The sequence below is a fragment of the Rhizobium sp. CC-YZS058 genome (genome assembly GCF_034720595.1).
In the GTDB taxonomy this organism is placed as follows: Bacteria; Pseudomonadota; Alphaproteobacteria; order Rhizobiales; family Rhizobiaceae; genus Ferranicluibacter.
On record NZ_JAYESJ010000001.1, the window covers coordinates 1,778,733 to 1,805,406 of the forward strand.

Genomic DNA, 26,674 nt, shown 5'->3' on the forward strand with positions numbered 1-26,674 from the left:
CACGGACGGGAAAGGGGGAAAGCCGCTCTATTCCGGCGCGCGGAGCATGAGGATCCGGCAGGGATCCCCGGCGTTCAGCGCAGGCGCCTGGGGCCGACGCACGATCAGGGCGCCGGCTGCGGAAAATACCGACATCATCGAGGAATCCTGCCTGTCGAAGGCGGTCGCTTCCAGCGTGCCGTCCGCCCTGCGGATCAAGCGCGCCCGCACATAGTCCTGGCGCCTGTCATTGGCCGGCAGTGCGCGACCGCTGATCGCCTCTCGCGCGCGTTCGGCGGTCGGCAGGTGGCCGAGCCGGCGCAGAAGCGGCTCCAGGAAGAGGAGGCCACAGACGAGGCTCGAGGCCGGGTTCCCGGGAAGGCCCAGCACATGCATGCCTGCCAGCCGGCCGACCATCAACGGTTTGCCCGGGCGCATGGCGATCTTCCAGAAGTCGAGCGCCATGCCGAGCGAAAGCAGAGTCGAGCGGACGAGATCATGATCGCCCACAGAGGCGCCGCCCAGCGTCACCAGCACATCGGCGCCGGCCTCCTGCGCCCGAGCCACGGCATCCGCCAGCGCGTCGCGATCATCCGGCACGAGGCCGAGGTCGATCACCGAAGCACCGTTTTCCCGCGCCAGCGCGCCGATGCCGGTTCCATTCGAGGCGACGATCTGGTGAGGGCCGGGCAGGGTTCCGGGCGCGACCAGTTCGTCGCCGGTCGAAAGAACCGCCACGCGAACACGGCGATAGACCGGAAGCCGCGCATGGCTCATGGCCGCGGCAACGGTCAGCCGCGCCATGTCGAGGCTCTGCCCGGCCTCAAGCACGCGCTGACCGTCTTGAAAATCCTGGCCGCGCGGGCGGATGTGGCGGCCGGGTCCGGGATGAAAGCGGCTGCGGATGCGCCCGTCGCCCATCACCTCCGCATCTTCCTGGATGAGGATGCAATCGGCACCCTCAGGCACCGGCGCGCCGGTGAAGATGCGGACCGCTTCGCCGACGCCGACGACGCCCGCAAACCCATGGCCCGCCGCCGCCTGGCCGATGACGGAAAGCTCGGCGCCCAACACGCGAACGTCTGCGTCGCGCACCGCATAGCCGTCCATGGCGGAATTGTCGAAGGGCGGATGGGTGAGCCGCGCGGCGACATCCGCGGCAAGCACCCGGCCGAGCGCGTCGTCCAACGCAACCTCTTCCTTGTCCGTCATCGGGACGGCGCTTGAAAGCAGGCGTTCGAGCGCCTCTTCGACCGGCAGCAGGCTCATGCCGGATCTGCCGATGGGTCGCGGCGATAATCGCCGGAGCGTCCGCCGGATTTCGCCAGCAGCCGGATGCCGCCGATCTCCATCTCGCGGTCGGCCGCCTTTGCCATGTCGTAGATCGTCAGGCAGGCAACGCTGACGGCCGTCAGCGCCTCCATCTCCACACCCGTGCGCCCCGTGAGCTTGGCCATGGCGGCAACGCGCAGGCCGGGCAGGTCGGGATCGGGCGTAATGTCGACGGCCACCTTGGTGAGCATCAGCGGATGGCAGAGCGGAATCAACGATGCGGTCTGCTTGGCGGCCATGATGCCGGCAAGCCGCGCCACGCCGATCACATCGCCCTTCTTGGCATTGCCGTCGAGAATCAGCTGCAGCGTTTCGGCCGCCATGCGGACATGACCTTCCGCTTCGGCGATCCGAACCGTCTCGGTCTTGTCGCCCACATCGACCATTGCAGCCTCGCCGGCTGCATCGAGATGGGTCAGACGCGGCCCGCTCATTCCGCGGCCTGCGCGGCGGCGGAGCCGGTCAGCAGCTGGCGGGTGGCGGCAGCGACGTCGCTCTGGCGCATCAGGCTTTCGCCGACGAGGAAGGTGCTGATCGAGGCGTTGTCGCGCAGGCGCAGGCAATCGGCATGGGTGAAGATGCCGCTTTCGCCCACCAGCAGCCGGTCCTCCGGCACCATCGGCGCCAATTTCTCCGAAAGCGCGATGTCGACCTCGAAGGTCTTGAGATTGCGGTTGTTGATGCCGATCAAGGGGGACGAGAGCCGAAGGGCCTGCTCCATCTCCGCCTCGTCATGCACTTCGACGAGCACGTCCATGCCATGCGCGAAAGCCGCGTCCTGCAGGCGCTTCGCCGCGTCGATGTCGAGCGAGGCCATGATCAGCAGAATGCAATCGGCACCCCAGGCACGGGCTTCGTCCACCTGATAGGTGTCGAACATGAAGTCCTTGCGCAAAGCCGGCAGGCCGCAGGCCTTGCGGGCCGCCGTCAGAAACTCCGGCGCGCCCTCAAAGCTCGGGCGATCGGTGAGCACGGAAAGGCAGGCCGCACCGCCCGCTTCATAGGCCCTTGCCAGGGCAGGCGGGTCGAAGTCGGCGCGGATCAGGCCCTTGGACGGGCTTGCCTTCTTGATTTCCGCGATCAGGCCGAACTGGCCGGCAGACTTGCGTGCCGACAGCGCCTTGGCAAAACCACGGGGCGGCTCCTGCTCGGCGGCCATCGCCTTGAGATCGGCAAGCGGCACCCGCGCTTTCGCGGCCGCAATCTCCTCGCGCTTGTAAGCTTCGATACGATCGAGAATCGTGCTCATGCGGACACCTCGGCCGGCTGGTTGGACACGGCGACGAGCCGTTCGAGCGCCTTGGCCGTCGCGCCGCTCGTAAGCGATTGGCGCGCGAGCTGCATGCCCTCGGTCAGGCTTGCGGCGCGGCCGGCGATAAGGAGCGAGGCACTGGCATTGGCGAGCGCGATGTCGCGATAGGCGTTCTCGTCGCCGTTCAGCACGCCGGTCAGCGCCAGGGCATTCTGCGCACCGTCGCCACCGCGCAAGGCCTTAAGGGAAACGGTCGGCAACCCGAAATCGCGCGGGGTGAGAGTGAACTGGCGGATCGCGCCGTTCTCGACGGCAGCAACCTCGGTCGTGCCGGTCGTGGTGATCTCGTCGAGCCCTTCGCCGTGAACGACCCAGACGCTTTCGGAGCCGAGATCGCGCAGCACTTCGGCCACCGGCAGCACCCATTGCGGCGCGTAGACGCCGACCAGCTGGCGGCGGACGCCCGCCGGGTTGGACAGGGGGCCGAGCAGGTTGAAGATCGTGCGGGTGCCGAGCTCCACCCGCGTCGGGCCGACATGGCGCATGGCCGAATGATGCTGCTGGGCGAACATGAAGCCGACGCCCGCCTCGCGGATGCAGCGGCTGATCTGGTCCGGCCCGATATCGAGCTTCACGCCGAGTTGCGACAGCGCATCCGCCGTGCCGGACTTCGAACTGAGCGCCCGGTTGCCGTGCTTGGCGACGGGAACGCCGGCGCCGGCCACGATGAGGGCGGCGAGGGTCGAGATGTTGTATGTCCCTGCGCCATCGCCGCCCGTGCCGACGATGTCGATCGCCTCGGCCGGTGCGTCGACCGTCAGCATCCGCGCCCGCATGGCGCCGACGGCGCCGACGATCTCGTCCACCGTTTCGCCGCGCACGCGCAGCGCCATCAGGAAGCCGCCGATCTGGGAGGGCGTCGCCGCCCCCGACATGATGATCTCGAAGGCGGCGCGCGCTTCCTCGCGGTCCAGCGGTCGGCCCAGGGCGGCGGCGGCGATGAAGGGTTTGAGATCCGCCATCGCCGGCCTCAGCGTGCCTGGGCAAGCGCCGCGTCGGCCACCTGCTGGTTGATCGTCACGCCGTAGCGGGTCTGCAGCTCGCTCACCATCTGGTCGAGGATGTCGTCGCCGCTCGCCTGGGCAATCGCCGTGATCTGCCGGTCGTCCTGGTCGAGCGCATCGCCGCCGCCGGTTTCGACCGCGGTGACCTTGATCAGGATCTGGCCTTCGCCATCCTGGCCGGCGGCGTTGGTGACAAGGCCGTTCGGCCCGGCAAAGGCGGCTGCGATGGCGGCCGCGGAGAGCGCGGGGTCCTGCTGCGTGTTGCGGCGCAGGCCTGTCTTGGTCTCGACGGCAAGTCCGAGCTCGCCGGCAATGGTCTGCAGCGTCTCGCCCTTGGCGACGCGGGCCTTCAGTTCCTCGGCCTTCTTGGCCAGTTCGGCACGCTGCTGCTCGGCCGTCCAGTCGGCGACGGCGCGCTCGCGCGCTTCGTCCAGCGTCCGGTCGCGCGCGGCGGTAATGTCCTCGACGTCGAACCAGACATAGCCTTCGCGGCCGAGATTGACCGGCAGCGTCTGGTCGCCCGGCGTCGTGCGGAACACTTCCGTCAGCAGCTCCTGCTCCTGCGGCAGGCCTTGCACCTTTTCGCCCTGCTCGTCATTGCCGCGCTGGTCGATGGCCGCGATCTCGACAAGCTTCAGATTGGCCTGGTCGGCCGCTTCCTTCAGCGTCGCACCGGTGTTGCGGCTGTCTTCGAACTTGTCATGGATCGCCATGATCTCGGAGGCGGCGTTGGCGAGCGCCAGTTCCTGGCGCAGCTCGTCCCGAACCTCCTCGAAGGGGCGGGTTGCGGCGGGGCGGATATTGGTGGCCCGCAGGATGACCGGGCCGAAGGGGCCCTCGACCACGGGCGAGGTGCCGCCAGCGGCGGGGATCGCGAAGGCGGCTTCGGCGATCTTGGCATCGGGGATGCGGCCGCGGGTCAGGTCGCCGAGCAGCACGTCGCCGGCGGTCTTGCCCTGTTCGGTCACCAGCGCGTCGAAGCTGGTGCCTGCGGCGAGCTTGGCGGCGGCCGCATCGGCGTCAGCCTTGGTCGGAAAGGCGAGCTGCTCGATCGTGCGGGTCTCCGGCGTCGAATAGCTGGCCTTGCGCTTCTCATAGTCGGCGCGCAGCTCCTCCTCGGTCACGGCCGAGGGATTGGCGATATCGGCCGGCTCGAGCTTCACATAGCTGAACTTGCGGAATTCCGGCGCACGGTAATCGGCCTTGTGTTCCTCGAACCAAGGCTGCAGCACCTCGTCGGAAGGGGCCTTGATCGGGTCGACATTGGCGTTCGACAGGAGGAGATAATCGATGGTGCGCGTCTCGTTGCGATAGGTCTTCAGCGCGTCCACGAGAACCGCTGGCGGCGTGAACCCGTCGGACACGGCCTCGACGACCTGCGAGCGCACGGCGACCTGGCTGCGGTTGGTGATGTAATCCGCCTCGCGCAGGCCGGCATTGCGCAGCACGCTTGAGAAGATTTCGCGGTTGAACTGGCCGTTGACGCCGCGGAAAGCCGGGTCCTGGCTGATCAGCGTCGCCAGCCGATCCTGCGACAGGCCGAGCTTCAGATCGCGCGACAGCTGATCCAGCGTCGCACCGGCGACGAGCTGGGAATAGACCTGCTGCTCGACGCCGAAGGCGCGGGCCTGGTCGCGCGTCAGCCTCGTGCCGAACTGACGGGAAAGCTGGGCGAGCTGGCGCTCATAGGCCAGCCGGAAATCGGCCGGGCCGACGGTGACGTCGCCGACGGTGACGACCGAATTGGATGCGCCGGCATGGATCGAGCTCTGCACACCCCAGACGGCGAAGGAGGCGACCAGAACCAACAAAAGTCCCTTGACCACCCAGGTCTGCGCACCGCGCCTCAAAGCTTCGAGCATCGTCTCTATCGTCCTCGCCATGCCATCCGAAGGCAGGGCTTTTTTCAAGCCTGCTGCCTCGATCTCCGATACATGCGCAAGCGCATGCACCGGCCCCCCGAACGGTGGGCCGGTGTCGTTCCTTAGAACAAACTCCCGATGATGAGAAGGGGCCGAACTCTCAGCGCGCCTTCACGAGATCGTTGCGGATGAAGGCTTCGCTGCAGGGGGTCAGCGCGATGCGCTGATGGGTACCGGCCAGGCTCGGCTCGTAGAGCGCGCGCAGCGCTTCGCGCGTCGTCGTGACGGGGCAGGTGGGCAGGATCGCTACATCGACCGCAGACAGCGCCGCCGTCACGGCCTGGTCGACCGGGGGCACGGCACGGAACGGATCCGCCCCGATCGCCACGGCCTTCGGGGCATGGCGATCCATCAGATAGGGGTAGGGGTTGGTGAAGTCGATGTTGAACAGCGTTTCGAAGTGCACGCCATGGTCGGCCTCGTACGCCTTGAGCGCCCCGACCGTCCGGTCCACCTGCCTTAGCCAGCCGGCCTGGAAGTCATAGTCGCTGAAGAGCAGGAAGGAGCCATGTTCGCCGGCAGCGGCGATCTCCCGATAGGCGGCGCGCTGGTCGACATAGATCCGGTCCATCCGCTCGGCGCGCAGCGCCATGAAGGGGCGAAGGTTGACGGCGCCCATGGTTTTCAAATGCGCGCTCTCCAGCCGGACATTGCCGACCGTACCGATCCAGGCGCGCCCGGCCTTCTGCACGAGGGTTGAGACCTGCGGCAGAACGAGCGCCAGTGCCAGAACCGCAACGGTGGCCTGACCCCTACTTGGCGACGGCCCCTCCATGCGGTCCGCCAGGATGGCGATCAGCAGCGGCCAGACGAAGATCAGCGCCTGGCTGCCGGTGTTCTGGCTTTCGAACAGCAGGCCGGCCACCAGGAAGGCGAGAAGCCAGAGGCTCGGATGGTCGAGGAGACGGGTGAGGGCTGCAAGCGACCGCTTGCGCCGGAGGATCGCAAGGCGCTGGGCGAGGAGGGCGCGGTCGAGAACGAAGAGCGCTGCGGCAAGCAGCACGATCGCAAGCGCGGCCCCGAAATTGAGGGACGCGGCCTGAAGCAGGCGCGGCATCAGGCTGCCCTCGTTGACCTCGACGAGCGCAAGGATGTTGCCGAGATAGGCGGAGACAAGGCCGAAGCCTATTTCCAACAGGCCGAGCGCGACAAGCACGATCAGGGCCGCCGCCACACCGGCTCTCAAGCTCAGGCGACCGGCGATCAGCGCCATGAAGCACAGCGCCGTGCCGGCCACGGCGCCGGTCACCTTCGTCAGGAACAGGGCCAGCATGCCGAGCGCCACCGCGGCGATCAACAACCGCGTCTGCTCGATGAAGAGGAGTGCTGCGGCCAGAACATAGAGAAGCTGGCAGACCTGCCGGTTGTAGATGCCGAACCCGTCGGAACCCGGGAAGGGATAGAACTCGCCGAGATTGAAAGGCAGCAGCGAGAAGAACAGGAAGGGGATGAGCAGGGCGAAGGCGATGAGGACGGATCGGCGGGAGACGTCGATCAGCACAAGGGCCATCAGCGGCGCGGACACGAAGAGCAGCGACCAGCTGGACAGGAGGAGGGGACTGCCGGACGGGAAGAGCTTCAAGGCCAGCGCAAAGACATAATAGCCGAGCGCGCCGACGGGCGCGAAGAAATCGACCGAGGGTATCTGCCCATCATGGATGCGATTGGCCGCATCGAGATAGAGATACTGATCCCAGAACATCGGGCCGATCGGCTGCGGGATCGTGACGATCAGGAAGAGCGGCAGCAGAATCAGTGCCCCGATCAGCACGAGAAGCGGGCTGAAGCGGCGGGTCGGGCGGGCAAATCGTCTGTCGAGCGGAAGGGGCACAGGCGAAGACACGGTCATCACAAGCCTCATGCAAGTGGGTGTTGTCCTGCTATGGCACTCTTCCCCTTTGCGGCCGGTAAATTTTATCATTCGAATGTGACCGGACGCCGTGTCCCGCAGGCTTTTCGGTCTCCTCTGCGAAGAGCCGTTTGTCTGTCCCGGCTTTTGCTCTATGAGGCGGGGAACCGGATTCGCGCCTCGGGCTTTGCTCACAGTCCGATGCGGACCACAGGCGGCGCGGCTGCGCCGGGGAAGGAAGCTCGAAACCATGGCTCGTCGCTGTCTCGCCATCGTCCTCGCCGCCGGCGAGAGCACCCGCATGAAATCCTCGCTCTCCAAGGTACTGCACCCGCTCGCCGGCCGTCCGCTGATCGGCCATGTGATGGAGACGCTCAGCCGCGCGGGCGTCGACCATGCCGCGCTGGTGCTCGGGCGCGATGCCGCCTCGGTCGAAAAGGCCGCGGCCCGCCCCGACCTGCCGACCACCACCGTCATCCAGACCGAACGGCTCGGCACCGGCCACGCCGTGCTGGCCGCCCGGTCCGCGATCGAAGCCGGCTATGACGACCTGATCGTCGTCTTCGGCGATACGCCGCTCGTCACCCCGGAAACCTTGGCCAAGGCGCGTGCGCCCCTTTCGCAGGGCCATGATGTCGTCGTCGTCGGCTTCCGCACTGCCGCCCCCACCGGCTACGGCCGGCTGCTCATCGAGGACGGGGCCCTCGTCGCGATCCGCGAGGAGAAGGATGCGAGCGATGCGGAACGCAGGATCGATTTCTGCAATGGCGGGCTGATGGCGATCGATGGCCGCAAAGCCCTGGCGCTCCTGTCGGAGATCGGCAATGCCAATGCCAAGGGCGAATATTACCTGACCGATATCGTCGAGGTGGCGCGTGCCCGCGGTGGCCGGGCGGTGGCGATTGAAGCCCCGGAAGCCGAGCTGATGGGCTGCAACACGCGTGCCGAACTGGCGCGGATCGAAGCCGCCTGGCAGCAGACCCGCCGGCACGACATGATGCTCGCCGGTGTGACGATGATCGCGCCGGAGACCGTCTTCCTCTCTCATGACACGGTGCTCGGCCAGGATGTGGTGGTCGAACCGAATGTGGTCTTCGGCCCCGGTGTCACCGTCGAGCCCGATGTCCTCATCCACGCCTTTTCCCATCTCGAAGGCGCGCATGTCGCGTCCGGGGCGAGCGTCGGCCCCTATGCGCGGCTTCGGCCCGGTGCCAGGCTGCAGGAAAAATCGAAGGTCGGCAATTTCTGCGAGGTCAAGCAGGCCGAGATCGGGGCGGGCGCCAAGGTCAATCACCTCAGTTACATCGGTGATGCGTCGGTGGGAGCGGAGACCAACATCGGCGCCGGCACGATCACCTGCAATTACGACGGCGTGAACAAGCATGTGACGAAGATCGGGGCCAACGCCTTCATCGGCTCGAATTCCGCCCTGGTTGCCCCCGTCTCGATCGGCGACGGCGCACTGGTTGCCTCCGGCAGTGTTATCACCGCCGATGTGCCGGCCGATGCGGTGGCCTTCGGCCGCGCGCGCCAGGAGGTGAAGGAAGGGCGCGCGGCCCTTCTGCGCGAGCGGTACCGGGCCGAAAAGGCCGCCCGGCAAAAGGCGAAATAGGCCCGTCAGGCGGGACGTTACCGCCTGACTCTCAAAGTGAGCTTCGGACCCGTTTTCTGCGTGCGCGGAACAGGCTAGCAAGCCTCGCAAGACAGAAGATTTTGGAGAAGCTCATGTGCGGCATCGTCGGCATCGTCGGCAATTCAGCGGTTTCGCAGCGACTGGTTGAGGCGCTGAAGCGGCTGGAATATCGCGGCTATGATTCCTCCGGCGTCGCCACCTTGAATGAAGGCCGGCTGGATCGCCGCCGCGCCGAGGGCAAGCTCTTCAACCTCGAGACCAAGCTTGCCGCTCTCCCGCTCGGCGGTACGATCGGCATCGCCCATACCCGCTGGGCCACCCATGGCGCACCGACCGAGATCAACGCCCATCCGCATTTCGTGGGCGGCGTCGCGGTTGTCCATAACGGGATCATCGAGAATTTTTCCGAGATCAAGGACGAGCTGATCGCCGGCGGTGCGACCTTCGTCACCCAGACGGATACCGAAGTCGTGGCGCAATTGCTGGCCCGGCTGCGGCGCGAAGGGCTGGCGCCGCGCGCTGCCATGCAGGCCATGCTCGCCCGCGTCACCGGCGCCTATGCCCTCGCGGTCCTGTTCGATGATCTGCCGGATGCGATCCTCGCCGCCCGGTCCGGCCCGCCGCTCGCCATCGGGCACGGTCGCGGCGAAATGTTCCTCGGTTCGGACGCCATCGCGCTCTCGCCCTTCACCAACGACATCACCTATCTGATCGACGGCGACTGGGCCGTGCTGTCGCAGACCGGCGTCGAGATTTTCGACCGGGCCGGCAACCCCGTCTCGCGGCCGCGCCAGGTCTCCCAGGCGGCCGCCTATCTGGTCGACAAGGGCAATCACCGCCATTTCATGGAGAAGGAAATCTACGAACAGCCGGAGGTGATCTCCCACGCGCTCGGCCATTACGTCGATTTCATCGAGAACCGCGTCCGCCCCTCGGCCGCAGCGATCGACTTCGCGGCCATTTCCAGCCTTGCCATGTCCGCCTGCGGGACGGCCTATCTGGCCGGACTGATCGGCAAATACTGGTTCGAGCGCTATGCCCGCCTGCCGGTGGAAATCGACGTCGCCTCGGAGTTCCGCTATCGCGACATCCCGTTGTCTCCGGCCTCCGCAGCGCTGTTCATTTCGCAGTCGGGGGAGACTGCCGACACGCTGGCATCGCTGCGCTATTGCCGGGAGGCCGGGCTGACGATCGGCACGGTCGTCAATGCGCGCGAATCGAGCATGGCGCGGGAATCGGATGCCGTCTTCCCGATCATGGCCGGGCCGGAGATCGGCGTTGCCTCGACCAAGGCCTTCACCTGCCAGCTCGCCGTTCTGGCGGCCCTTGCCATCGGGGCCGGCCGCGCGCGCGGCACGGTGTCGGCGGAGGAAGAGCAGGCGCTGGTGCGTCATCTCGTGGAAATGCCGCGCATCATGGCCCGCGTCCTCAACGCCATCCAGCCGGATATGGAGAGCCTGTCGCGCGAGCTGTCGCGCTGCCGCGACGTCCTCTATCTCGGCCGGGGCACCGCCTATCCGCTGGCGCTGGAAGGGGCGCTGAAGCTCAAGGAAATCTCCTATATCCACGCCGAAGGCTATGCGGCGGGCGAGCTCAAGCACGGCCCGATCGCGCTGATCGACGAAAACATGCCGGTGATCGTCATCGCCCCGCACGACCGCTTCTTCGACAAGACCGTGTCCAACATGCAGGAAGTGGCGGCGCGCGGCGGCAGGATCGTCTTCATCACCGATGAGAAGGGGGCGGCCGCCTCCAAGCTCGCCACCATGCGCACCATCGTGCTGCCGACGGTCGACGAGCTGATCGCTCCGATGATCTTCTCGCTGCCCATCCAGCTGATCGCCTATCATACGGCGGTTTTCATGGGCACGGATGTCGACCAGCCACGCAATTTGGCCAAATCCGTCACGGTCGAGTGAGGGGATTGTGCAGCGCAGTTTCCCGATTTACCGCACGGCAGCAAACTCCTAAGATCGGCGCATGACCGAGACCTCGCCCCGCCTGTCATTTGCCACCCGGCTCAGGAACAACTTCCTGGCGGGCCTCGTCATCTGCGCGCCGATCGCCATCACCATCTGGCTCACCTGGACCTTCATCCGCTGGGCCGACAGCTGGGTGAAGCCCTATATTCCGGCCCGCTACAATCCGGAAAGCTATCTCAACTTCGCGGTGCCGGGCTTCGGCCTTTTGATCGCGCTGATCGTCATCACCATCATCGGCTTTCTCGGCAAGAACCTGATCGGCCGCTCGATCGTCGATTTCGGCGAATCCATCATGGACCGCATGCCGCTGGTGCGCGGCCTCTATCGCAGTTTGAAGCAGATTTTCGAAACGGTGCTGAAGGACCAGGGTACGCCCTTCAACAAGGCGGCGCTGATCGAATATCCGAGCGCGGGGCTCTGGTCGCTGGTCTTCATCGCCACCGACGCCAAGGGCGAGGTCGCCTCCAAATTCGACGCCATGGGCCGCGACATGGTCGCCTGCTTCATGCCGCCGACGCCGGTGCCGACGGCCGGCTTCCTCGTTTTCGTCGAGCGGGAAAAGATCGTGCCGCTCGACATGAGCCCGGAGGATGCCGCCAAGCTCGTCATCTCCGTCGGCCTCGTCACCCCTCCGGAGGGCCCGCCCATCCCCCGCCGCAGCCGCCGCGCTGCCGCGGCGCCGGTGGTCGAGCAGGAGCGGACGGGGGGCTGAAGGGGCCGTTTCGGACTCTTTGGCCTCGGCGGAAAAACCCCCTCTGGGCTGCCGCCCATCTCCCTCACATGGGGGGAGAGACCCAGAGGCGACCGCTCGCCGAAATCTCTGGCCTCGATACCTGAAGGGTCGCTCAGACTTGTCTGCCGAAGAGGGAGCTCCTCTCGCTGGGAGCAGGCCCACGGTTTCTGCCCCTGATGTGGGGGAGATGGCCGGCAGGCCAGAGAGGGTCTTCCTTTCAGTCTCTTGAACGACGACCCCTTCACCCCGCTCGCAGGAACCGGATCGCCTCGTCGCGGCGGAAGAGATAGAGAAGGGTGCGGAGCGCTTCGCCGCGGGGCGTGGTCAGGTCCGGGTCGCGCTCGATGATATAGGCGGCATCCTTGCGGGCGGTTTCGAGCAGGTCGGCATGGGCTTCGAGGCTTGCGAGCCGGAAGCCGGGCGTGCCGGACTGGCGGGTGCCGAGCAGCTCGCCTTCGCCGCGCAGTTTCAGGTCCTCCTCGGCAATGACGAACCCATCCTCCGTGTCGCGCAGGATCGAAAGCCGCGCATGCGCCGTCTGGCTGAGCGGGCCCTTGTAGAGAAGAATGCAGCTCGACGCCGCATCGCCGCGCCCGACGCGGCCGCGCAGCTGGTGGAGCTGGGCAAGGCCGAAGCGCTCGGCATGTTCGATGACCATGATCGTCGCATCCGGCACGTCGACACCGACCTCGACGACCGTGGTGGCGACCAATAGTCGGGTCTCGCCGGACTTGAAGGCGAGCATCGCCGCATCCTTCTCCGCTCCCGCCATGCGTCCATGCACCAAGCCTGCCACCGGTCCGAGCGCGGCGACGAGGGTCTGGAACCGCTCCTCGGCCGACATCAGGTCGGACTCTTCCGATTCCTCGACCAGCGGGCAGATCCAGTAGATCTTCTTCCCCTCGGCGATCGCGGCGCGCAACCGCTCGACCATCTCGCCGATCCGCTCGGTCGGCAGGGTCACGGTCTGGATCGGCTTCCGGCCGGCGGGCTTCTCGGTCAGCTTGGACACATCCATGTCGCCGAAGGCGGCCAGCACCAGCGTGCGGGGGATCGGCGTCGCGGTCATGACCAGCATATGCGGCGAGACGCCCTTCGCGGTCAGCCGCAGACGCTGGTGGACCCCGAAGCGGTGCTGCTCATCGACCACCGCGAGCAGCAGCCGGTGATAGGCGACGGTATCCTGGAACAGCGCATGGGTGCCGATGACGATCTGCGTCTCGCCGCTGGCGATCCGCTCCAGAACGGCGTCGCGCTCGCGGCTCTTGGTGCGGCCGGTCAGGATGTCGATGGTGATGCCGGCGGGCGCCGCCATGCGGGAGAGTGTGGCGTGGTGCTGGCGGGCGAGGATTTCGGTCGGCGCCATCAGCGCCGCCTGTCCGCCGGCTTCGACGGCGGCGAGCATCGCCATCAGCGCCACCGCCGTCTTGCCCGAGCCGACATCGCCCTGCAGCAGGCGCAGCATGCGCTCGTCTTTCGCCATGTCGGCGGTGACATCGGCAACGGCCTGCCTCTGGCTGCCGGTGAGCGTGAAGGGCAGGGCGTCGAGCACGGGTCGGGTAAGGGCGCCCGTTCCGCGCACCGGCGTTCCCGGCACGGCGCGAAGACGCTGGCGGACGAGCGAAAGCGAGAGCTGGCCGGCAAGGAATTCGTCATAGGCCAGCCGCCGCCGGGCAGGCGCCTGCGGGTCGATATCCGTGGCGTCGCGCGGCGCATGCAGGGCAAGGAAGGCCTCGCGCGCCGGCTCGAAGCCCTGTTTGCGGAGAAAGGCGTCGTCCTGCCATTCGGGGAGCGCCGGCAGGCGGGCAAGGGCCGCCTCCAGCGTTCGGCGCAGCACCTTCTGGGAGAGCCCCGCCGTCAGGCCATAGACCGGCTCGACCATCGCCATGCTGGCTGCATCCGCCTCGAGGACCATCAGGTCCGGGTGAACCATGGAGGCGCGGCCGTTGAACCAGTCGACCTTGCCGCTGACGATCACCGTCTCGTCGATCGGCAGCGATTTTTCCAGCCAGTTGCCCTTTACCTTGAAGAAGGTGAGCGCCAGCTCCCCCGTCTCGTCCTGAATGAAGACACGGGTCGGCAGGGAGGCGCGACCGGGCGGCGGCGGCTGGTGGCGGTCGACGCGGCCCTTGATGGTAACAATGGCGCCGGCCGGACTGTTGGCGATCCCCGGCTGATGACGGCGGTCGACGATCGCATGCGGCGCATGGAAGAGAAGATCGAGAACCCGGCACTCCTCGACGCTCTCGCGACCGAACAGCCGGGCGAAGAGTTCGCCAAGTTTCGGCCCGACGCCGGGCAGCGTGTCGAGCGAGGCGAAGAGCGGATCGAGGAGAGCAGGGCGCATGGCAGGCAGTCTGTCTTGTCCGGCGGCAGAGACCGGAATGAGAATGGAACGGGAACTTCCGCTGGTGGAATGAATTTGACACTTGTTCCCATCAGAGGCGGTCTCGAGCAAATGTCAAATTCAAAAAATTTCACTAGAATCAGCAGCTTGCTAGTGGTCTTTAAGGATTTTGACATTTGCTCTGGAGGGTGCTGCGAGCGACAGCAAATGTCAAAATGAGACCACTAGAAAGCGCCTTTGACAAGGCTGACAAGCGCCTGTCCAGCGATTATAGAGCGCGCAGGCAGTGAAGGCCCGGGTTTGCGGGCAGGAAGGACCATCGATGACGGGCATCACCCAGACGAGCGCCGACCTCGATCCGCGCCGGCGGCGGATCCTGTTCCGCGCCTGGCACCGCGGTATCCGCGAGATGGACCTGGTCTTCGGCCAGTTCGCCGACAAGGAGCTGGCGACCCTTCCCGAAGCCGATCTCGACGAGCTCGAAACGATCATGGCCGAGGAGGATGGCGATCTCGTCAAGTGGATCCTGGGAGAGCGTGAGGTGCCGGACCGCTTCCGCACGCCGCTGTTCGATCGCATCGCTGCCTATAAGCCCGATTTCGACGCCCCTATTCCGGGATGGCGCGAATGATCATTGCCGGGCTGAACCTGAAGACCATTGCCGGCGCGCTGCGCGAGGTGACGATCGGCCCCGTGCCCGCGGGTGCCGAGGCCTTCCTGCTCGCCGATCTGGCGCGGGCCGAGGGGCCGCTTGCCTATATCCTGTCCGACGGCCAGCGGCTCGCCGATCTCGAGCAGATGCTCGGCTTCGCGGCGCCCGACATTCCGGTGTTGACGCTGCCCGGCTGGGACTGCCTGCCCTATGACCGCGTGTCGCCAAGCGCCGAAGTGTCGGCACGGCGGCTGTCCGCCCTTGCGGCGCTTGCCGCCCATGCCAGGAAGCCGCATCCGGCCATCGTGCTCGTCACCGTGAATGCCGCGCTGCAGCGCATGGCGCCGCGCAGCGTCATCGAGGGCATGGCCTTTTCCGCCAAGCCCGGCGGCACGGCGCGCATGGACGACATCGCCCATCTCCTGGAGCGCAACGGCTTCGAACGGGTGACGACGGTGCGCGAGGTCGGCGAATATGCCGTCCGCGGCGGTATTCTCGACGTGTTCGTACCGGGCGCGGAAGAGCCGTTGCGGCTCGATTTCTTCGGCGACACGCTGGAGACCATCCGCTCCTTCGATCCCGCCAGCCAGCGCACCACCGGTCAGGCCCGGGCGCTGGAACTGAACCCGATGAGCGAGGTGTCGCTGACGCCCGAGACCATCAGCCAGTTCCGCCGCAGCTATCTCGCCCTCTTCGGCGCCGCGACGCGCGAGGATGCGCTGTACCAGGCCGTGTCCGAAGGCCGGCGCTATGCGGGCATGGAGCACTGGCTGCCGCTGTTCTACGACGAGCTGGATACGATCTTCGACGCGCTCTCCGGCTTCCGCATCGTCACCGACCATGTGGCGCGCGAGGCGGCGGCCGAGCGGATGAAGCTGGTGCGCGACTATTACGAGGCGCGGCTGCAGGGCGGCTCGACCGGCAAGACCCAGCTGGCCCAGGGCACGCCCTACAAGCCTGTCCCGCCCGAGCAGCTCTATCTGACGGCGGAGGATTTCGCGGCGCGGCTGGCCGAACATCAGGCGATCCGCCTCTCGCCCTTCCTGGAGCACGAGGGCGAGGCCCGGCAGGTGCTGACCATCGATGCGCGCCCCGGCGTGCGCTGGGCGAAGAACGTGACGGCGGACGAGCGCAGCGAAGACAGGGTCAATGTCTTCGATCTCGCCGTCAAATACATCGCCGACCGCCGCGCCAAGGGCGACAAGGTGCTGATCACGGCCTGGTCGGAAGGCTCGCTCGACCGGCTGATGCAGGTGCTCTCCGAACATGGGCTCGGCAATGTGAAGCCGGTGACCACGCTGGCCGAGGTCGGCGGGCTGAAGCCCGGCGAGGCGGCCTCCGCCGTGCTGAGCCTCGAAAGCGGGTTCGAGACGGGCAAGCTGGTCGTCGTCGGCGAACAGGATATTCTCGGCGACCGCATGGTTCGCCGCGCCAAGCGCCGCAAGCGCGGCGCCGACTTCATTGCGGAAGTTGCCGGGCTCGACGAGGGCTCGATCGTCGTCCATGCCGAGCACGGCATCGGCCGCTTCGTCGGCCTGCGCACCATCGAGGCGGCCGGCGCGCCGCATGCCTGCCTCGAACTCGTCTATGCCGACGACGCCAAGCTTTATCTTCCGGTCGAGAACATCGACCTCCTCTCCCGCTACGGTTCGGAAGGCAGCGACGCGATTCTTGACAAGCTCGGCGGCGTCGCCTGGCAGGCGCGCAAGGCAAAACTGAAGAAGCGCCTGCTCGATATGGCAGGCGGCCTGATCCGTATTGCCGCCGAGCGCATGACGCGCCGCGCGCCGGTGCTGGCGGCGCCGGAAGGGCTCTATGACGAGTTCGCCGCCCGCTTCCCCTATGACGAGACCGAGGACCAGATGACCTCGATCGAGGCGGTGCGCGACGATCTCGCCGCCGGTCGGCCGATGGACCGCCTCGTCTGCGGCGATGTCGGCTTCGGCAAGACGGAGGTGGCGCTGCGCGCCGCCTTCCTCGCCGCCATGAACGGCGTGCAGGTGGCCGTCGTCGTGCCGACGACGCTGCTCGCCCGCCAGCATTTCAAATCTTTCAGCGAGCGCTTCCGCGGCCTGCCGATCCGGCTTGCCCAGGCCTCGCGCCTCGTCGGGTCCAAGGAGCTGGCGCTGACGAAGAAGGAGATCGCCGAGGGCAAGACCGACATCGTCGTCGGCACCCATGCGCTGCTCGGCTCGTCGATCACCTTCGCCAATCTCGGCCTGCTGATCATCGACGAGGAGCAGCATTTCGGCGTCAAGCACAAGGAGCGGCTGAAGGAGCTGAAGTCGGACGTGCATGTGCTGACGCTCTCGGCCACGCCCATTCCGCGCACGCTGCAGCTGGCGCTGACCGGCGTGCGCGAGCTCTCGCTCATCACCACGCCGCCGGTCGACCGCATGGCGGTGCGCACGTTCATCTCGCCCTTCGATGCGCTGGTGATCCGCGAAACGCTGATGCGCGAGCATTATCGCGGCGGCCAGAGCTTCTATGTGTGCCCGCGGCTTGCCGATCTCGCGGAGATCCACGACTTCCTGCAGTCCGACGTGCCGGAACTGAAAGTCGCCGTCGCCCATGGTCAGATGCCGGCGGGCGAGCTGGAAGACGTGATGAACGCCTTCTACGAAGGGCGCTACGATGTGCTGCTCTCCACCACCATCGTCGAATCCGGACTCGACGTGCCGAGCGCCAACACGCTGATCGTCCACCGTGCCGATATGTTCGGCCTCGCCCAGCTCTACCAGCTGCGCGGCCGTGTCGGCCGCTCGAAGGTCCGCGCCTTTGCCCTCTTCACCCTGCCGGCCAACCGCACGCTGACAGGCCAGGCGGAGCGTCGGCTGAAAGTGCTGCAATCGCTCGACACGCTCGGCGCCGGCTTCCAGCTTGCGAGCCACGACCTCGACATCCGCGGCGCGGGCAATCTGCTCGGCGACGAGCAGTCCGGCCATATCAAGGAAGTCGGTTTCGAGCTCTACCAGCAGATGCTGGAGGAGGCGGTGGCCGAACTGAAGGGCGAGGAAGAGATCGCCGATAGCGGCTGGTCGCCGCAGATCTCCGTCGGCACGCCGGTGATGATCCCGGACGACTATGTGCCGGACCTCAACCTGCGCATGATGCTCTACCGTCGCCTGGGCGAGATCACCGAGCTTCCCGAGATCGACGCTTTCGGCGCCGAGCTGATCGACCGGTTCGGGCCGCTGCCGATCGAGCTGCAGCATCTGCTGAAGATCGTCTACGTCAAATCGCTCTGCCGCACCGCCAATGTCGAGAAGCTCGATGCCGGCCCGAAGGGCGTCGTCGTCCATTTCCGCAACAAGGAGTTTCCGAACCCGGCCAACCTCGTTGGCTGGATCGCCAAGCAGGGCATGGCCGCCAAGCTGAGAGCCGACCAGAGCCTCTTCCTGCTCCGCGATCTCCCGACGCCTGAAAAGCGGCTGGCCGGGGCGGCCGTGGTGATGACGCAGCTGGCCGGCCTCGCCAAGAGTTGAAGGGGCCTGAAGGCGCCGAGATCCGGCGGGCTTGCGGCAGGCCGCGCGCCGGCCGGGCGTGGCCGGCGAGTTGACAGGGCAGGCGCCATCCGCTTTACAGGCGCCTTCCGAAACAGACCCTTAGGGCCTCGCCATGCTCGAAAAAACCTATGATTCCGCCGCCGTCGAACCGCGCATCGCGGCGGTGTGGGACGAGAGCGACGCCTTCCGCGCCGGGGCCGGCGCCAAGCCGGGCGCGGAAAGCTTCTGCATCGTCATCCCGCCGCCGAATGTCACCGGCTCGCTGCATATGGGCCATGCGCTCAACAACACGCTGCAGGACATCATGGTCCGCTTCGAGCGCATGCGCGGCAAGGATGTGCTCTGGCAGCCGGGCATGGACCATGCCGGCATCGCCACGCAGATGGTGGTCGAGCGCCGCCTGATGGAGCGCCAGCAGCATCGCCGCGAGATGGGCCGCGAGGCCTTCATCGACAAGGTGTGGGAATGGAAGGCCGAATCCGGCGGCCTGATCTTCAACCAGCTGAAGCGGCTCGGCGCCTCCTGCGACTGGTCGCGCGAGCGTTTCACCATGGACGAGGGCCTGTCCAAGGCGGTCCTCGAAGTCTTCGTCACGCTCTACAAGCAGGGCCTGATCTACAAGGACAAGCGGCTGGTCAACTGGGACCCGAAGCTCCTGACCGCGATTTCGGATCTCGAGGTCGAGCAGGTCGAGATCCAGGGCAATCTCTGGCATCTGCGCTACCCGCTTGAAGCCGGCGTCACCTATGAGCACCCGATTGCCTTCGACGAGGAAGGCCGGGCGACCGAGGTCGAGACGCGCGACTATCTGGTCGTCGCCACCACCCGGCCCGAGACGATGCTGGGCGATACCGGCATCGCGGTCAATCCGGAGGATCCGCGCTATCAGACCCTGATCGGCAAGCATGTCGTGCTGCCGCTCGTTGGCCGGCTGATCCCGATCGTCGCCGACGACTATGCCGACCCGACGGCCGGCACGGGTGCGGTCAAGATGACCCCGGCTCACGACTTCAACGACTTCGAGGTCGGCCGCCGCCATGGGCTGCGCCAGATCAACATCCTGTCGGTTGATGGCCATGTGACGCTGAAGGAGAACGAGGAGTTCCTCGAAGGCCTCGTCCAGGGCGCCGAGCTCGATGCGCTGATCGAGCTGCTCGACAATGTCGATCGTTTCGCCGCCCGCAAGATCATCGTCTCCATGTTCGAGGAACGCGAGCTGCTCGACAAGGTCGAGCCGCACAAGCACATGGTGCCGCATGGCGACCGCGGCGGCGTGCCGATCGAGCCGCGCCTGACCGAGCAGTGGTATGTCGACGCAGCGACGCTCGCCAAGCCGGCGATCGCCTCCGTGCGCGAGGGCCGCACGAACTTCGTCCCGAAGAACTGGGAGAAGACCTATTTCGAGTGGATGGAAAACATCCAGCCCTGGTGCGTCTCCCGCCAGCTCTGGTGGGGGCACCAGATTCCGGCCTGGTATGGCCCGGACGGTCAGGTCTTCGTCGAGAAGACCGAGGAAGAGGCGCTGCACGCTGCCATTCAGCACTATCTCTCGCATGAAGGGCCGATGAAGGCCTATGTCGAGGATCTGCTCGAAAACTTCCGTCCCGGCGAGATCCTGACGCGCGACGAGGACGTGCTCGACACCTGGTTCTCCTCCGCGCTCTGGCCGTTCTCGACGCTCGGCTGGCCGGACAAGACGCCGGAACTCGCCCGCTACTACCAGACGGACGTTCTCGTCACCGGCTTCGACATCATCTTCTTCTGGGTGGCCCGGATGATGATGATGGGCCTTCATTTCATGAAGGACGAGAAGGGGGCGCCGATCGAGCCTTTCCACACGGTCTATGTTCACGCCCTCGTTCGCGACAAGAACGGGCAGAAGATGTCGAAGTCCAAGGGCAACGTCATCGATCCGCTCGAACTGATCGACGAATATGGCGCGGATGCGCTGCGCTTCACGCTCGCCATCATGGCGGCGCAGGGGCGCGACGTGAAGCTCGACCCGGCCCGCATCGCCGGCTATCGCAATTTCGGCACCAAGCTCTGGAACGCCACGCGCTTTGCCGAAATGAACGGAGTGGCCGCCGACCCGGGCTTCAGGCCGGACGCCGCACGGCTGCCGGTCAATCAATGGATCCTGACCGAGCTGACCCGCACGATCCGCGAGGTCACAACGGCGATCGAGACCTATCGGTTCAACGATGCGGCGGGCAGCCTCTATCGCTTCGTCTGGAACCAGGTCTGCGACTGGTATCTGGAACTCCTGAAGCCGGTCTTTGCCGGCGAGGACGAAGCGGCCAAGCGTGAGTCTCAGGCCTGCGTCGCCTATGTGCTCGAGGCCGCCTATACGCTGCTTCACCCGTTCATGCCCTTCATGACCGAAGAGCTCTGGGCGCAGACGGCCGGCGAGGGCAAGACGCGTGCAGCGCTGCTGTGCCATACGGCGTGGCCGGAAGCGGAGTTCGTGAACGAGCAGGCGGCGGGTGAGATCAACTGGTTGATCGATCTCGTCTCCGGTATCCGCTCGGCGCGTTCGGAAATGAACGTGCCGCCGGGTGCGATCGCGCCGCTGGTGGTCGTCGGTGCGTCGGCTGCGACGCGCGCGCGTCTCGACCGCCAGATGGCAGCGATCAAGCGGCTTGCCCGCGTCGATCCCGTCGATCTCGCCGAAGCGGCCCCGCGGGGCAGTGCGCAGGTGGTCCTGGGCGAGGCGACCTACTGCCTACCGCTCGGAAGCCTGATCGATCTGGCGGCGGAAAAGGCGCGCCTGACGAAGGCAGCGGACAAGATCGAGGCTGAGCGCGGCCGCATTCTCGGCAAGCTCGGCAACGAGAAGTTCGTTGCCAATGCCAAACCGGAGGTGGTGGAGGCGGAACGCGAGCGGCTGGCCGAACTCGACCAGCAGAAGGCGTCGATGGAAACCGCGCTCGCACGCATTGCCGAAGCCGGCTGAGACTTTCACGCCCGATCGTTCCGGCACGGTTGTCCCGGGATGAGCAATTCACGTCCATGTGTCAGATATGCGACACATGGACGTTTTCGTGGAATGGTGTTTCTCGCTGACGGTCTATTGCCGCTCCCTTTAAGCAAATCGTTCTGCCGGACGCGGAATTTCTCCTCTTCTTCATCGTCTTACGTCAAAATTCATACTGTTCGATGATCATCCTCCCAAAGTTGGGGATTTGCGTCGTCTCGGCTCCTGCCGCTACGGTTCGTGGCGGAGTGAGGTGCCGGTCGGGGATGCCGGTGACATGCAGGGAGGACATCATGAACACTTCTCAGTCTCGGCGGGGACAGGGCCGGCTTGCGATCGGCGCAGTGCTTCTGGCGATGGCCGGTGCAACCGGCGCTGAGGCCGGCGGGCTCGAGCGTGGTGGCTACAACATCGACCTCCTGTTCGACCCGGCAGACTACGCGGCCGAGGCAGCCGTTACCTACGTCAACCCGAACCGCGACTTCCACAATGCCGAGGATATCAACCCTGCCAACGGGCTCGGCTCCAACGGCATCGGTGGCGGCGCGACCTCCGTGCGCGACACGGAGGACTATTTCGTCCCGCGCATCGGCGCCAAGGTCGGCTTCGGCGACAGCATTGACTGCATGGCCGATTACTCCCAGCCCTGGGGCATTCACGTCCATCCGGGCGCGGATTGGGTCGGCGCGAACGAGAACATCGAAACCAAGGTACGCAGCGACAACTATGCCGCCACCTGCTCCTACAGCTGGGCGCTCAGCCGCGGCCAGATCCGCGTCATCGGCGGCGGGTTCTATCAGGAGGTCAGCGGTTTCAAGGAGCGCCTCGTGGTCGGCGGCCTGCAGCAGAACCCGGCCCTGGCCGGCTTCACCGGCACCGGGCGGCTGGATCTCGAAGGCAATGGCTGGGGCTGGCGTGCCGGCCTCGGCTACGAAATCCCCGACATCGCCCTGCAGACGAGTCTCGTCTACAACAGCGAGGTCGACCTCGGCACGATCAACGGCACGCTGGACCTCACCGAAATCCCGAGCGTGCTCAACCCGGCCAACCCGCTGTTCGGCCGCGTGACCGATGTCTACGGCACCGCCATCATGCCGCAGTCGCTCGAATGGAAGGTCCAGACCGGGGTGGCGCCGAACTGGCTGGTCTTCGGTTCGGTCAAATGGACCGACTGGAGCTCCCTGCAGATCATCTCTTTCTGCCCGACCAGCACCAAGGCTCTCGCCGCCTGCCGGGCGGGAGGACCGACGGAAGCCACCTCGCTCGACCTGCTCTACCGCGACGGCTGGACCGTGACCGGCGGCGTCGGCCACCGCTTCAACGATCAGTGGAGCGGCGCGGTCAGCCTGACCTGGGATCGCGGCACCTCGACCGGCATCACCAGCCAGACCGACACCTGGACGCTCGGCACCGGGCTTTCCTATGCCCCGACCAAGAATGTCGAGTTCCGCCTGGCCGGGGCCGTCGGCATCCTGACCAGCGGCGAGGTTGGCCCCAAGAGCTTCGAGGGTCGGCCCTATGGCGACGACGTGCGCTACGACTTCGGCAACGACGTGTTCACGGCCATCTCGACCTCGTTGAAGGTCAAGTTCTGAAGGCTCGACGAACGAAACTCGGCAGCGAGGCCCGGTTCAGCAATGAGCCGGGTATTCGCTGTGAGGGTAGACGTGTCAAGCCTTGGGAAAGGCTCCCGCCGCACACTTTCTTGTGACGATTCAGCAACACATTCTCCATATGATCCGGCAGCACTTCCGAGCCCTTGTTTCGGTCCATTTCCCGCCACAAACAGGGAGCACCGAAGAGGGCAGCAGGGGTGTGGACAACGGGCGGCCGGGGGGCAATCGGCCAGGTTCGTTCACAGCTCCGCTTTGGAAGATTCGGTTTTGTAACATGATGTTACGGGACGAGGTTCACGTCTGGCAGGACGGGGCGTTCGGTCACGGATGGAAGCTTGGTTGCCCAAGTCGCAGTGTCGCCGAAAACCGTCGCTAGCCTTTTCCTTAGCTGTTCCCGAAGGGGCAGCGGAGCGGGCTTGAAGGAGTGGCGAGGGGTCGTCATTCCGGGAGGGCCGGACATGGATCAAATGGGGATGATCAGGATCCGTGGCGCGGGAAGCGCGCCGTCGATCCGGAGCGTTGAATGGAAGAAACTGACGCTGATGGTTCGTGAATGCAGGTGGTCGACGTGTCTGGTTTTGAGTGTGGCGCTGGCCCTATACGGTTCCGCGCCGGCGCGCGCCTTTGATCCGAATGCTGGGGTCAGCAAGGAGTCCGGTCCCTTCACACTCTTCAAGTTCGGCTTCTCCGCCTATAAGAATGGCCGCAAGGACGAAGCGGTCGAGGCCTATCGCTACGCGGCCGAGAAGGGTCACACGGCTTCGCGCTGGGCGCTCGCCAACATGTATGCCGATGGCGACGGCGTGGCCGAGAACGATCTCGAAGCCTTCAAGATCTACAGCGAGATCGCCGAGAAGGGCATCGAGCCGGGCTCGGAGGATACCGGCTATTTCGTCAATGCGCTGATCTCGCTCGCCGGCTATTATCGACGCGGCATTCCGGGCTCCCCGGTGCAGATCGACCTGTCCCAGGCACGCCAGCTCTATTTCCAGGCCGCCTCGACCTTCGGCGTCGCCGAAGCGCAGTTTCAGCTGGCTCGCATGCTGCTTTCCGGCGATGGCGGCGGGGTCAACGTGACGCAGGCCAAAAAGTGGCTGAACCGCGCCCGCAAGAAGGGTCATGCCGGCGCCATGGGCGTCTTCGGCAATGTCATTTTTCAGGAAGGCCAGACCGTGCGGGGCCTTGCCTATATGACGGCCGCGCTCGACCGCTGTTCGCCCAAGGACCGGCAATGGCTGCAGCCGATGCAGGAGCAGGCCTTCTCGCTCGCCACCGAAGGCGATCGCCGCATGGCGATTGCCATGTCGCACGACATGCGGGCCGGCGCGACCGAATAGTCCCTGCCGAGCCGCCCTCGAGGCGGTGCGAGTGCGCGTGTGCCGGACAGGCGGAACCGCGCCTATCCTTCCCCCATCATGCCGATCGAGGATGCTGGTTCAGCCGAGGCTGACGGGCGCGAAATCGAAATGCGCCACCACCGGCACATGGTCGGACGGCTTTTCCCAGGCGCGCACATGGTTCTCCACGGCAGCGCCCTGCAGCCGGTCGGCGGCTTCCGGGGAGAGCATCAGGTGGTCGATGCGGATGCCGTTGTTCTTCTGCCAGGCGCCGGCCTGATAGTCCCAGAAGGTGTAGAGCGGAGCGGCATCGCTGGTCGCGCGGATCGCGTCCGTCAGCCCCAGTGTTTCCAGTCGGCGGAAGGCCGCCCGCGTCTGCGGCAGGAACAGCGCATCCTCCGCCCAGACCTTCGGATCGAAGCAATCATGCGGTTCGGGGATCACGTTGTAGTCGCCGGCCAGGATCAAGGGCTCTTCGAGCGCCAGCCGCTCGGCGGCAAAGGCGTTGAGCCGCTTCATCCAGGCGAGCTTGTAGGCGTATTTCTCCGTCTGCGGCGGGTTGCCGTTCGGCAGATAGAGCGAAACGACCCGCACCACGCCGCCTTCGACCGAGAAGACACCTTCGATGAAGCGGGACTGCAGATCCTCGTCATCCCCCGCAAGACCGTTCGTCACCTCGTCGGGCTTGAGCTTGGAGAGGAGAGCCACCCCGTTGAACCCCTTCTGCCCGTGGGTGAAGACATGGTAGCCGAGCGCTTCGATATCCGCGCGGGGGAAGCCTTCGTCGACCGTCTTGATTTCCTGGAGGCAGACGATGTCCGGCTGCGAGTCCTTCAGCCAGGCGAGAAGCGCCTCGATGCGCGCCCTGACGCCGTTGATGTTCCAGGTGGCGATCTTCATGCTCATCATTCCCGCGGCGATATCCTTGCGTCGTTCTACCCATCGTTGGGATGTTTGACAAACGCCCCGGACGGCTTAAGGCTCGCAGCGCACCTGAAACGCAGCCGTCGACGAGCCACGCGCCTCCATGATCGAGACGATCGAGACCTACTGGCCCCATATCCTGGCGGTCCTGTCCATTCTGCTCGGCGTTCCTGCGGCCGTTCACGCCGCCATGACCAAGGATGAGGTGAGGGCGGCGCTCGGCTGGGTGGGCATCATCATTCTCTCGCCGATCATCGGCGCCGCGCTCTACTTCGTTGCCGGCGTCAACCGCATCCGGCGAACGAGCATCGGGGTCCAGCGCGCGCTCCTGAAGGATCGCACCGCCGAGCAGCTCCGCCGTTTCGAGGTGCATGAGGCGCTGATCGGCGACCGCTATGGCGAGCGCTTCGCCGCCATGAAGGTGCTTGGCGACCGGGTGAGCCGCCATCGCCTGACGGCGGGAAACCAGATTCTGATGTTGGAGGGCGGCGACGAGGCCTATGCCCGCATGCTGGAAGCCATTGCCGGGGCCGAGCGCGCGATCCTGCTGGAGACCTATATTTTCGACCGCGACCCGATCGGCCTGCGCTTTGCCGAGGCGCTGATTGCCGCGATGAGGCGCGGCGTCGAGGTGCGGGTGCTGATTGACGCGGTGGGCGCCCGCTACTCCGTGCCCAGCATCGTCGGCACGCTGCGCGAGGGCGGCGTGCAGGCCAGGGTCTTCAACGGCAATATCGTGATGGGCCTGCGGCTGCCCTACGCGAACCTGCGCACCCACCGCAAGATCCTCGTCGTCGACGGTGTCACGGCCTTTACCGGTGGCATGAACATTCGCGCCGGCTTCACCCGGGAGTTCAAGGGCGAGGACGAGGCGCGCGACACGCATTTCGAGCTCAAGGGGCCGGTGGTGGCCGATCTCCTGCATGTCGCCTGTGAGGACTGGCAGTTTGCCAGCGGAGAGGTTCTCGAAGGGCCAGCCTGGGAGGTGCCGGGTCTGGCCGAAGCGGAGCGCCGCTCACCGGTGATGATGCGCGTCGTCCCGTCCGGCCCCGACCGGGCGAATGAATCGAATCACAAGATGCTGATGGGTGCGATCTCGGTCGCGCGCCGCAGCATCCGCATCATGTCGCCCTACTTCCTTCCCGACAGGGAGCTGGTGGGGGCGCTGGTCACGGCGGCACTCCGCGGGGTCGAGGTCGAGATCGTCGTGCCGGCCGTCAACAACCTGACGCTGGTCGATCGCGCCATGACAGCGCAGTTCGACCAGGTGCTGAAGGGCGGATGCCGGGTGTTTCGCGCTGAAGGCGCGTTCAACCATTCGAAGCTGATGACGGTCGATGGACGCTGGAGCTATGTCGGCTCCTCCAATGTCGATCCCCGATCGCTGCGGCTGAATTTCGAGATCGACCTCGAAGTGCTCGACGAGGCGTTCGCCCGGACGCTGCAGGGCCGATTCGCCGAGGTCCGGGCGAATGCCCGGCCGGTCACGCTGCTGGAGCTGGGTGCCAAGCCTTTCGCCACCCGGCTCCTCAACCGCCTTTTCTGGCTCGGCTCGCCCTATCTCTAGGGCCG

17 protein-coding genes are annotated in these 26,674 nt (G+C 66.0%); 9 read left to right on the forward strand and 8 right to left on the reverse strand.

Features of this window, described 5'->3' with window-relative positions:
- Window positions 1–27: 27 nt before the first annotated feature.
- The 6 genes from glp to U8330_RS08480 form a co-directional block, all read right to left on the reverse strand.
- Window positions 28–1,248: a gephyrin-like molybdotransferase Glp gene (gene glp / locus U8330_RS08455; RefSeq protein ID WP_323104760.1), complete on the reverse strand. Its 1,221-nt coding sequence runs from the start codon at window positions 1,246–1,248 to the stop codon at window positions 28–30.
- Window positions 1,245–1,745, reverse strand: a complete 501-nt coding sequence (gene moaC / locus U8330_RS08460; protein WP_323104761.1) for a cyclic pyranopterin monophosphate synthase MoaC — start codon at window positions 1,743–1,745, stop codon at window positions 1,245–1,247. Before moaC ends, glp begins: the two co-directional genes overlap by 4 nt.
- Entirely contained in the window at window positions 1,742–2,560 is an 819-nt protein-coding gene (trpC, locus tag U8330_RS08465) for an indole-3-glycerol phosphate synthase TrpC (protein ID WP_323104762.1), read from the reverse strand. The genes moaC and trpC overlap by 4 nt, the downstream gene beginning before the upstream one ends.
- Complete coding sequence (trpD, locus tag U8330_RS08470; protein WP_323104764.1) at window positions 2,557–3,585, reverse strand: anthranilate phosphoribosyltransferase; 1,029 nt, start codon at window positions 3,583–3,585, stop codon at window positions 2,557–2,559. The genes trpC and trpD overlap by 4 nt, the downstream gene beginning before the upstream one ends.
- 8 nt (window positions 3,586–3,593) lie before the next feature.
- A complete protein-coding gene (locus tag U8330_RS08475; protein WP_323107234.1) occupies window positions 3,594–5,489 on the reverse strand; it encodes a SurA N-terminal domain-containing protein in 1,896 nt (631 codons plus the stop codon).
- A 160-nt stretch (window positions 5,490–5,649) separates the two neighbouring features.
- Complete coding sequence (locus U8330_RS08480; RefSeq protein WP_323104765.1) at window positions 5,650–7,398, reverse strand: hypothetical protein; 1,749 nt, start codon at window positions 7,396–7,398, stop codon at window positions 5,650–5,652.
- Window positions 7,399–7,648: 250 nt separating this feature from the next.
- Here U8330_RS08480 and glmU point away from each other — a divergent pair, with 250 nt between their 5' ends.
- From glmU to U8330_RS08495, 3 genes are all read left to right on the forward strand, one after another.
- Window positions 7,649–9,010 (forward strand): bifunctional UDP-N-acetylglucosamine diphosphorylase/glucosamine-1-phosphate N-acetyltransferase GlmU, encoded by a 1,362-nt coding sequence (gene glmU, locus U8330_RS08485; protein WP_323104767.1) that lies wholly within the window; start codon window positions 7,649–7,651, stop codon window positions 9,008–9,010.
- A gap of 113 nt (window positions 9,011–9,123) precedes the next feature.
- Window positions 9,124–10,950: a glutamine--fructose-6-phosphate transaminase (isomerizing) gene (glmS, locus tag U8330_RS08490; protein ID WP_323104768.1), complete on the forward strand. Its 1,827-nt coding sequence runs from the start codon at window positions 9,124–9,126 to the stop codon at window positions 10,948–10,950.
- Between the two features lie 61 nt (window positions 10,951–11,011).
- Complete coding sequence (locus tag U8330_RS08495; RefSeq protein WP_323104770.1) at window positions 11,012–11,725, forward strand: DUF502 domain-containing protein; 714 nt, start codon at window positions 11,012–11,014, stop codon at window positions 11,723–11,725.
- A gap of 262 nt (window positions 11,726–11,987) precedes the next feature.
- Here the strand turns inward: U8330_RS08495 and recG are convergent, their stop codons facing one another.
- A complete protein-coding gene (gene recG / locus U8330_RS08500) occupies window positions 11,988–14,093 on the reverse strand; it encodes an ATP-dependent DNA helicase RecG (RefSeq protein ID WP_323104771.1) in 2,106 nt (701 codons plus the stop codon).
- 322 nt (window positions 14,094–14,415) lie between these two features.
- Between recG and U8330_RS08505 the strand changes: the two genes are divergently transcribed.
- From U8330_RS08505 to exoR, 5 genes are all read left to right on the forward strand, one after another.
- Window positions 14,416–14,724: a succinate dehydrogenase assembly factor 2 gene (locus U8330_RS08505; protein WP_323104773.1), complete on the forward strand. Its 309-nt coding sequence runs from the start codon at window positions 14,416–14,418 to the stop codon at window positions 14,722–14,724.
- A complete protein-coding gene (mfd, locus tag U8330_RS08510) occupies window positions 14,721–18,230 on the forward strand; it encodes a transcription-repair coupling factor (protein ID WP_416236834.1) in 3,510 nt (1,169 codons plus the stop codon). Before U8330_RS08505 ends, mfd begins: the two co-directional genes overlap by 4 nt.
- A gap of 133 nt (window positions 18,231–18,363) precedes the next feature.
- On the forward strand, window positions 18,364–21,204 hold the full coding sequence (locus tag U8330_RS08515; protein ID WP_323104775.1) for a valine--tRNA ligase: 2,841 nt from the start codon (window positions 18,364–18,366) through the stop codon (window positions 21,202–21,204).
- A 314-nt stretch (window positions 21,205–21,518) separates the two neighbouring features.
- Window positions 21,519–22,820 carry an OmpP1/FadL family transporter gene (locus U8330_RS08520; RefSeq protein ID WP_323104776.1) on the forward strand — a complete coding sequence of 434 codons (1,302 nt, stop codon included), beginning with the start codon at window positions 21,519–21,521 and terminating at the stop codon, window positions 22,818–22,820.
- A gap of 563 nt (window positions 22,821–23,383) precedes the next feature.
- Entirely contained in the window at window positions 23,384–24,178 is a 795-nt protein-coding gene (gene exoR, locus U8330_RS08525) for an exopolysaccharide production regulator ExoR (RefSeq protein ID WP_323107235.1), read from the forward strand.
- A 99-nt stretch (window positions 24,179–24,277) separates the two neighbouring features.
- On the opposite strand, the gene xth is transcribed toward exoR, so the two are convergent.
- The gene (gene xth, locus U8330_RS08530; RefSeq protein WP_323107236.1) at window positions 24,278–25,078 is read right to left on the reverse strand and encodes an exodeoxyribonuclease III; all 801 of its coding nucleotides are present in this window, start codon (window positions 25,076–25,078) and stop codon (window positions 24,278–24,280) included.
- 127 nt (window positions 25,079–25,205) lie between these two features.
- Here xth and U8330_RS08535 point away from each other — a divergent pair, with 127 nt between their 5' ends.
- Entirely contained in the window at window positions 25,206–26,669 is a 1,464-nt protein-coding gene (locus U8330_RS08535) for a phospholipase D-like domain-containing protein (protein WP_323104777.1), read from the forward strand.
- Window positions 26,670–26,674 lie beyond the last annotated feature (5 nt).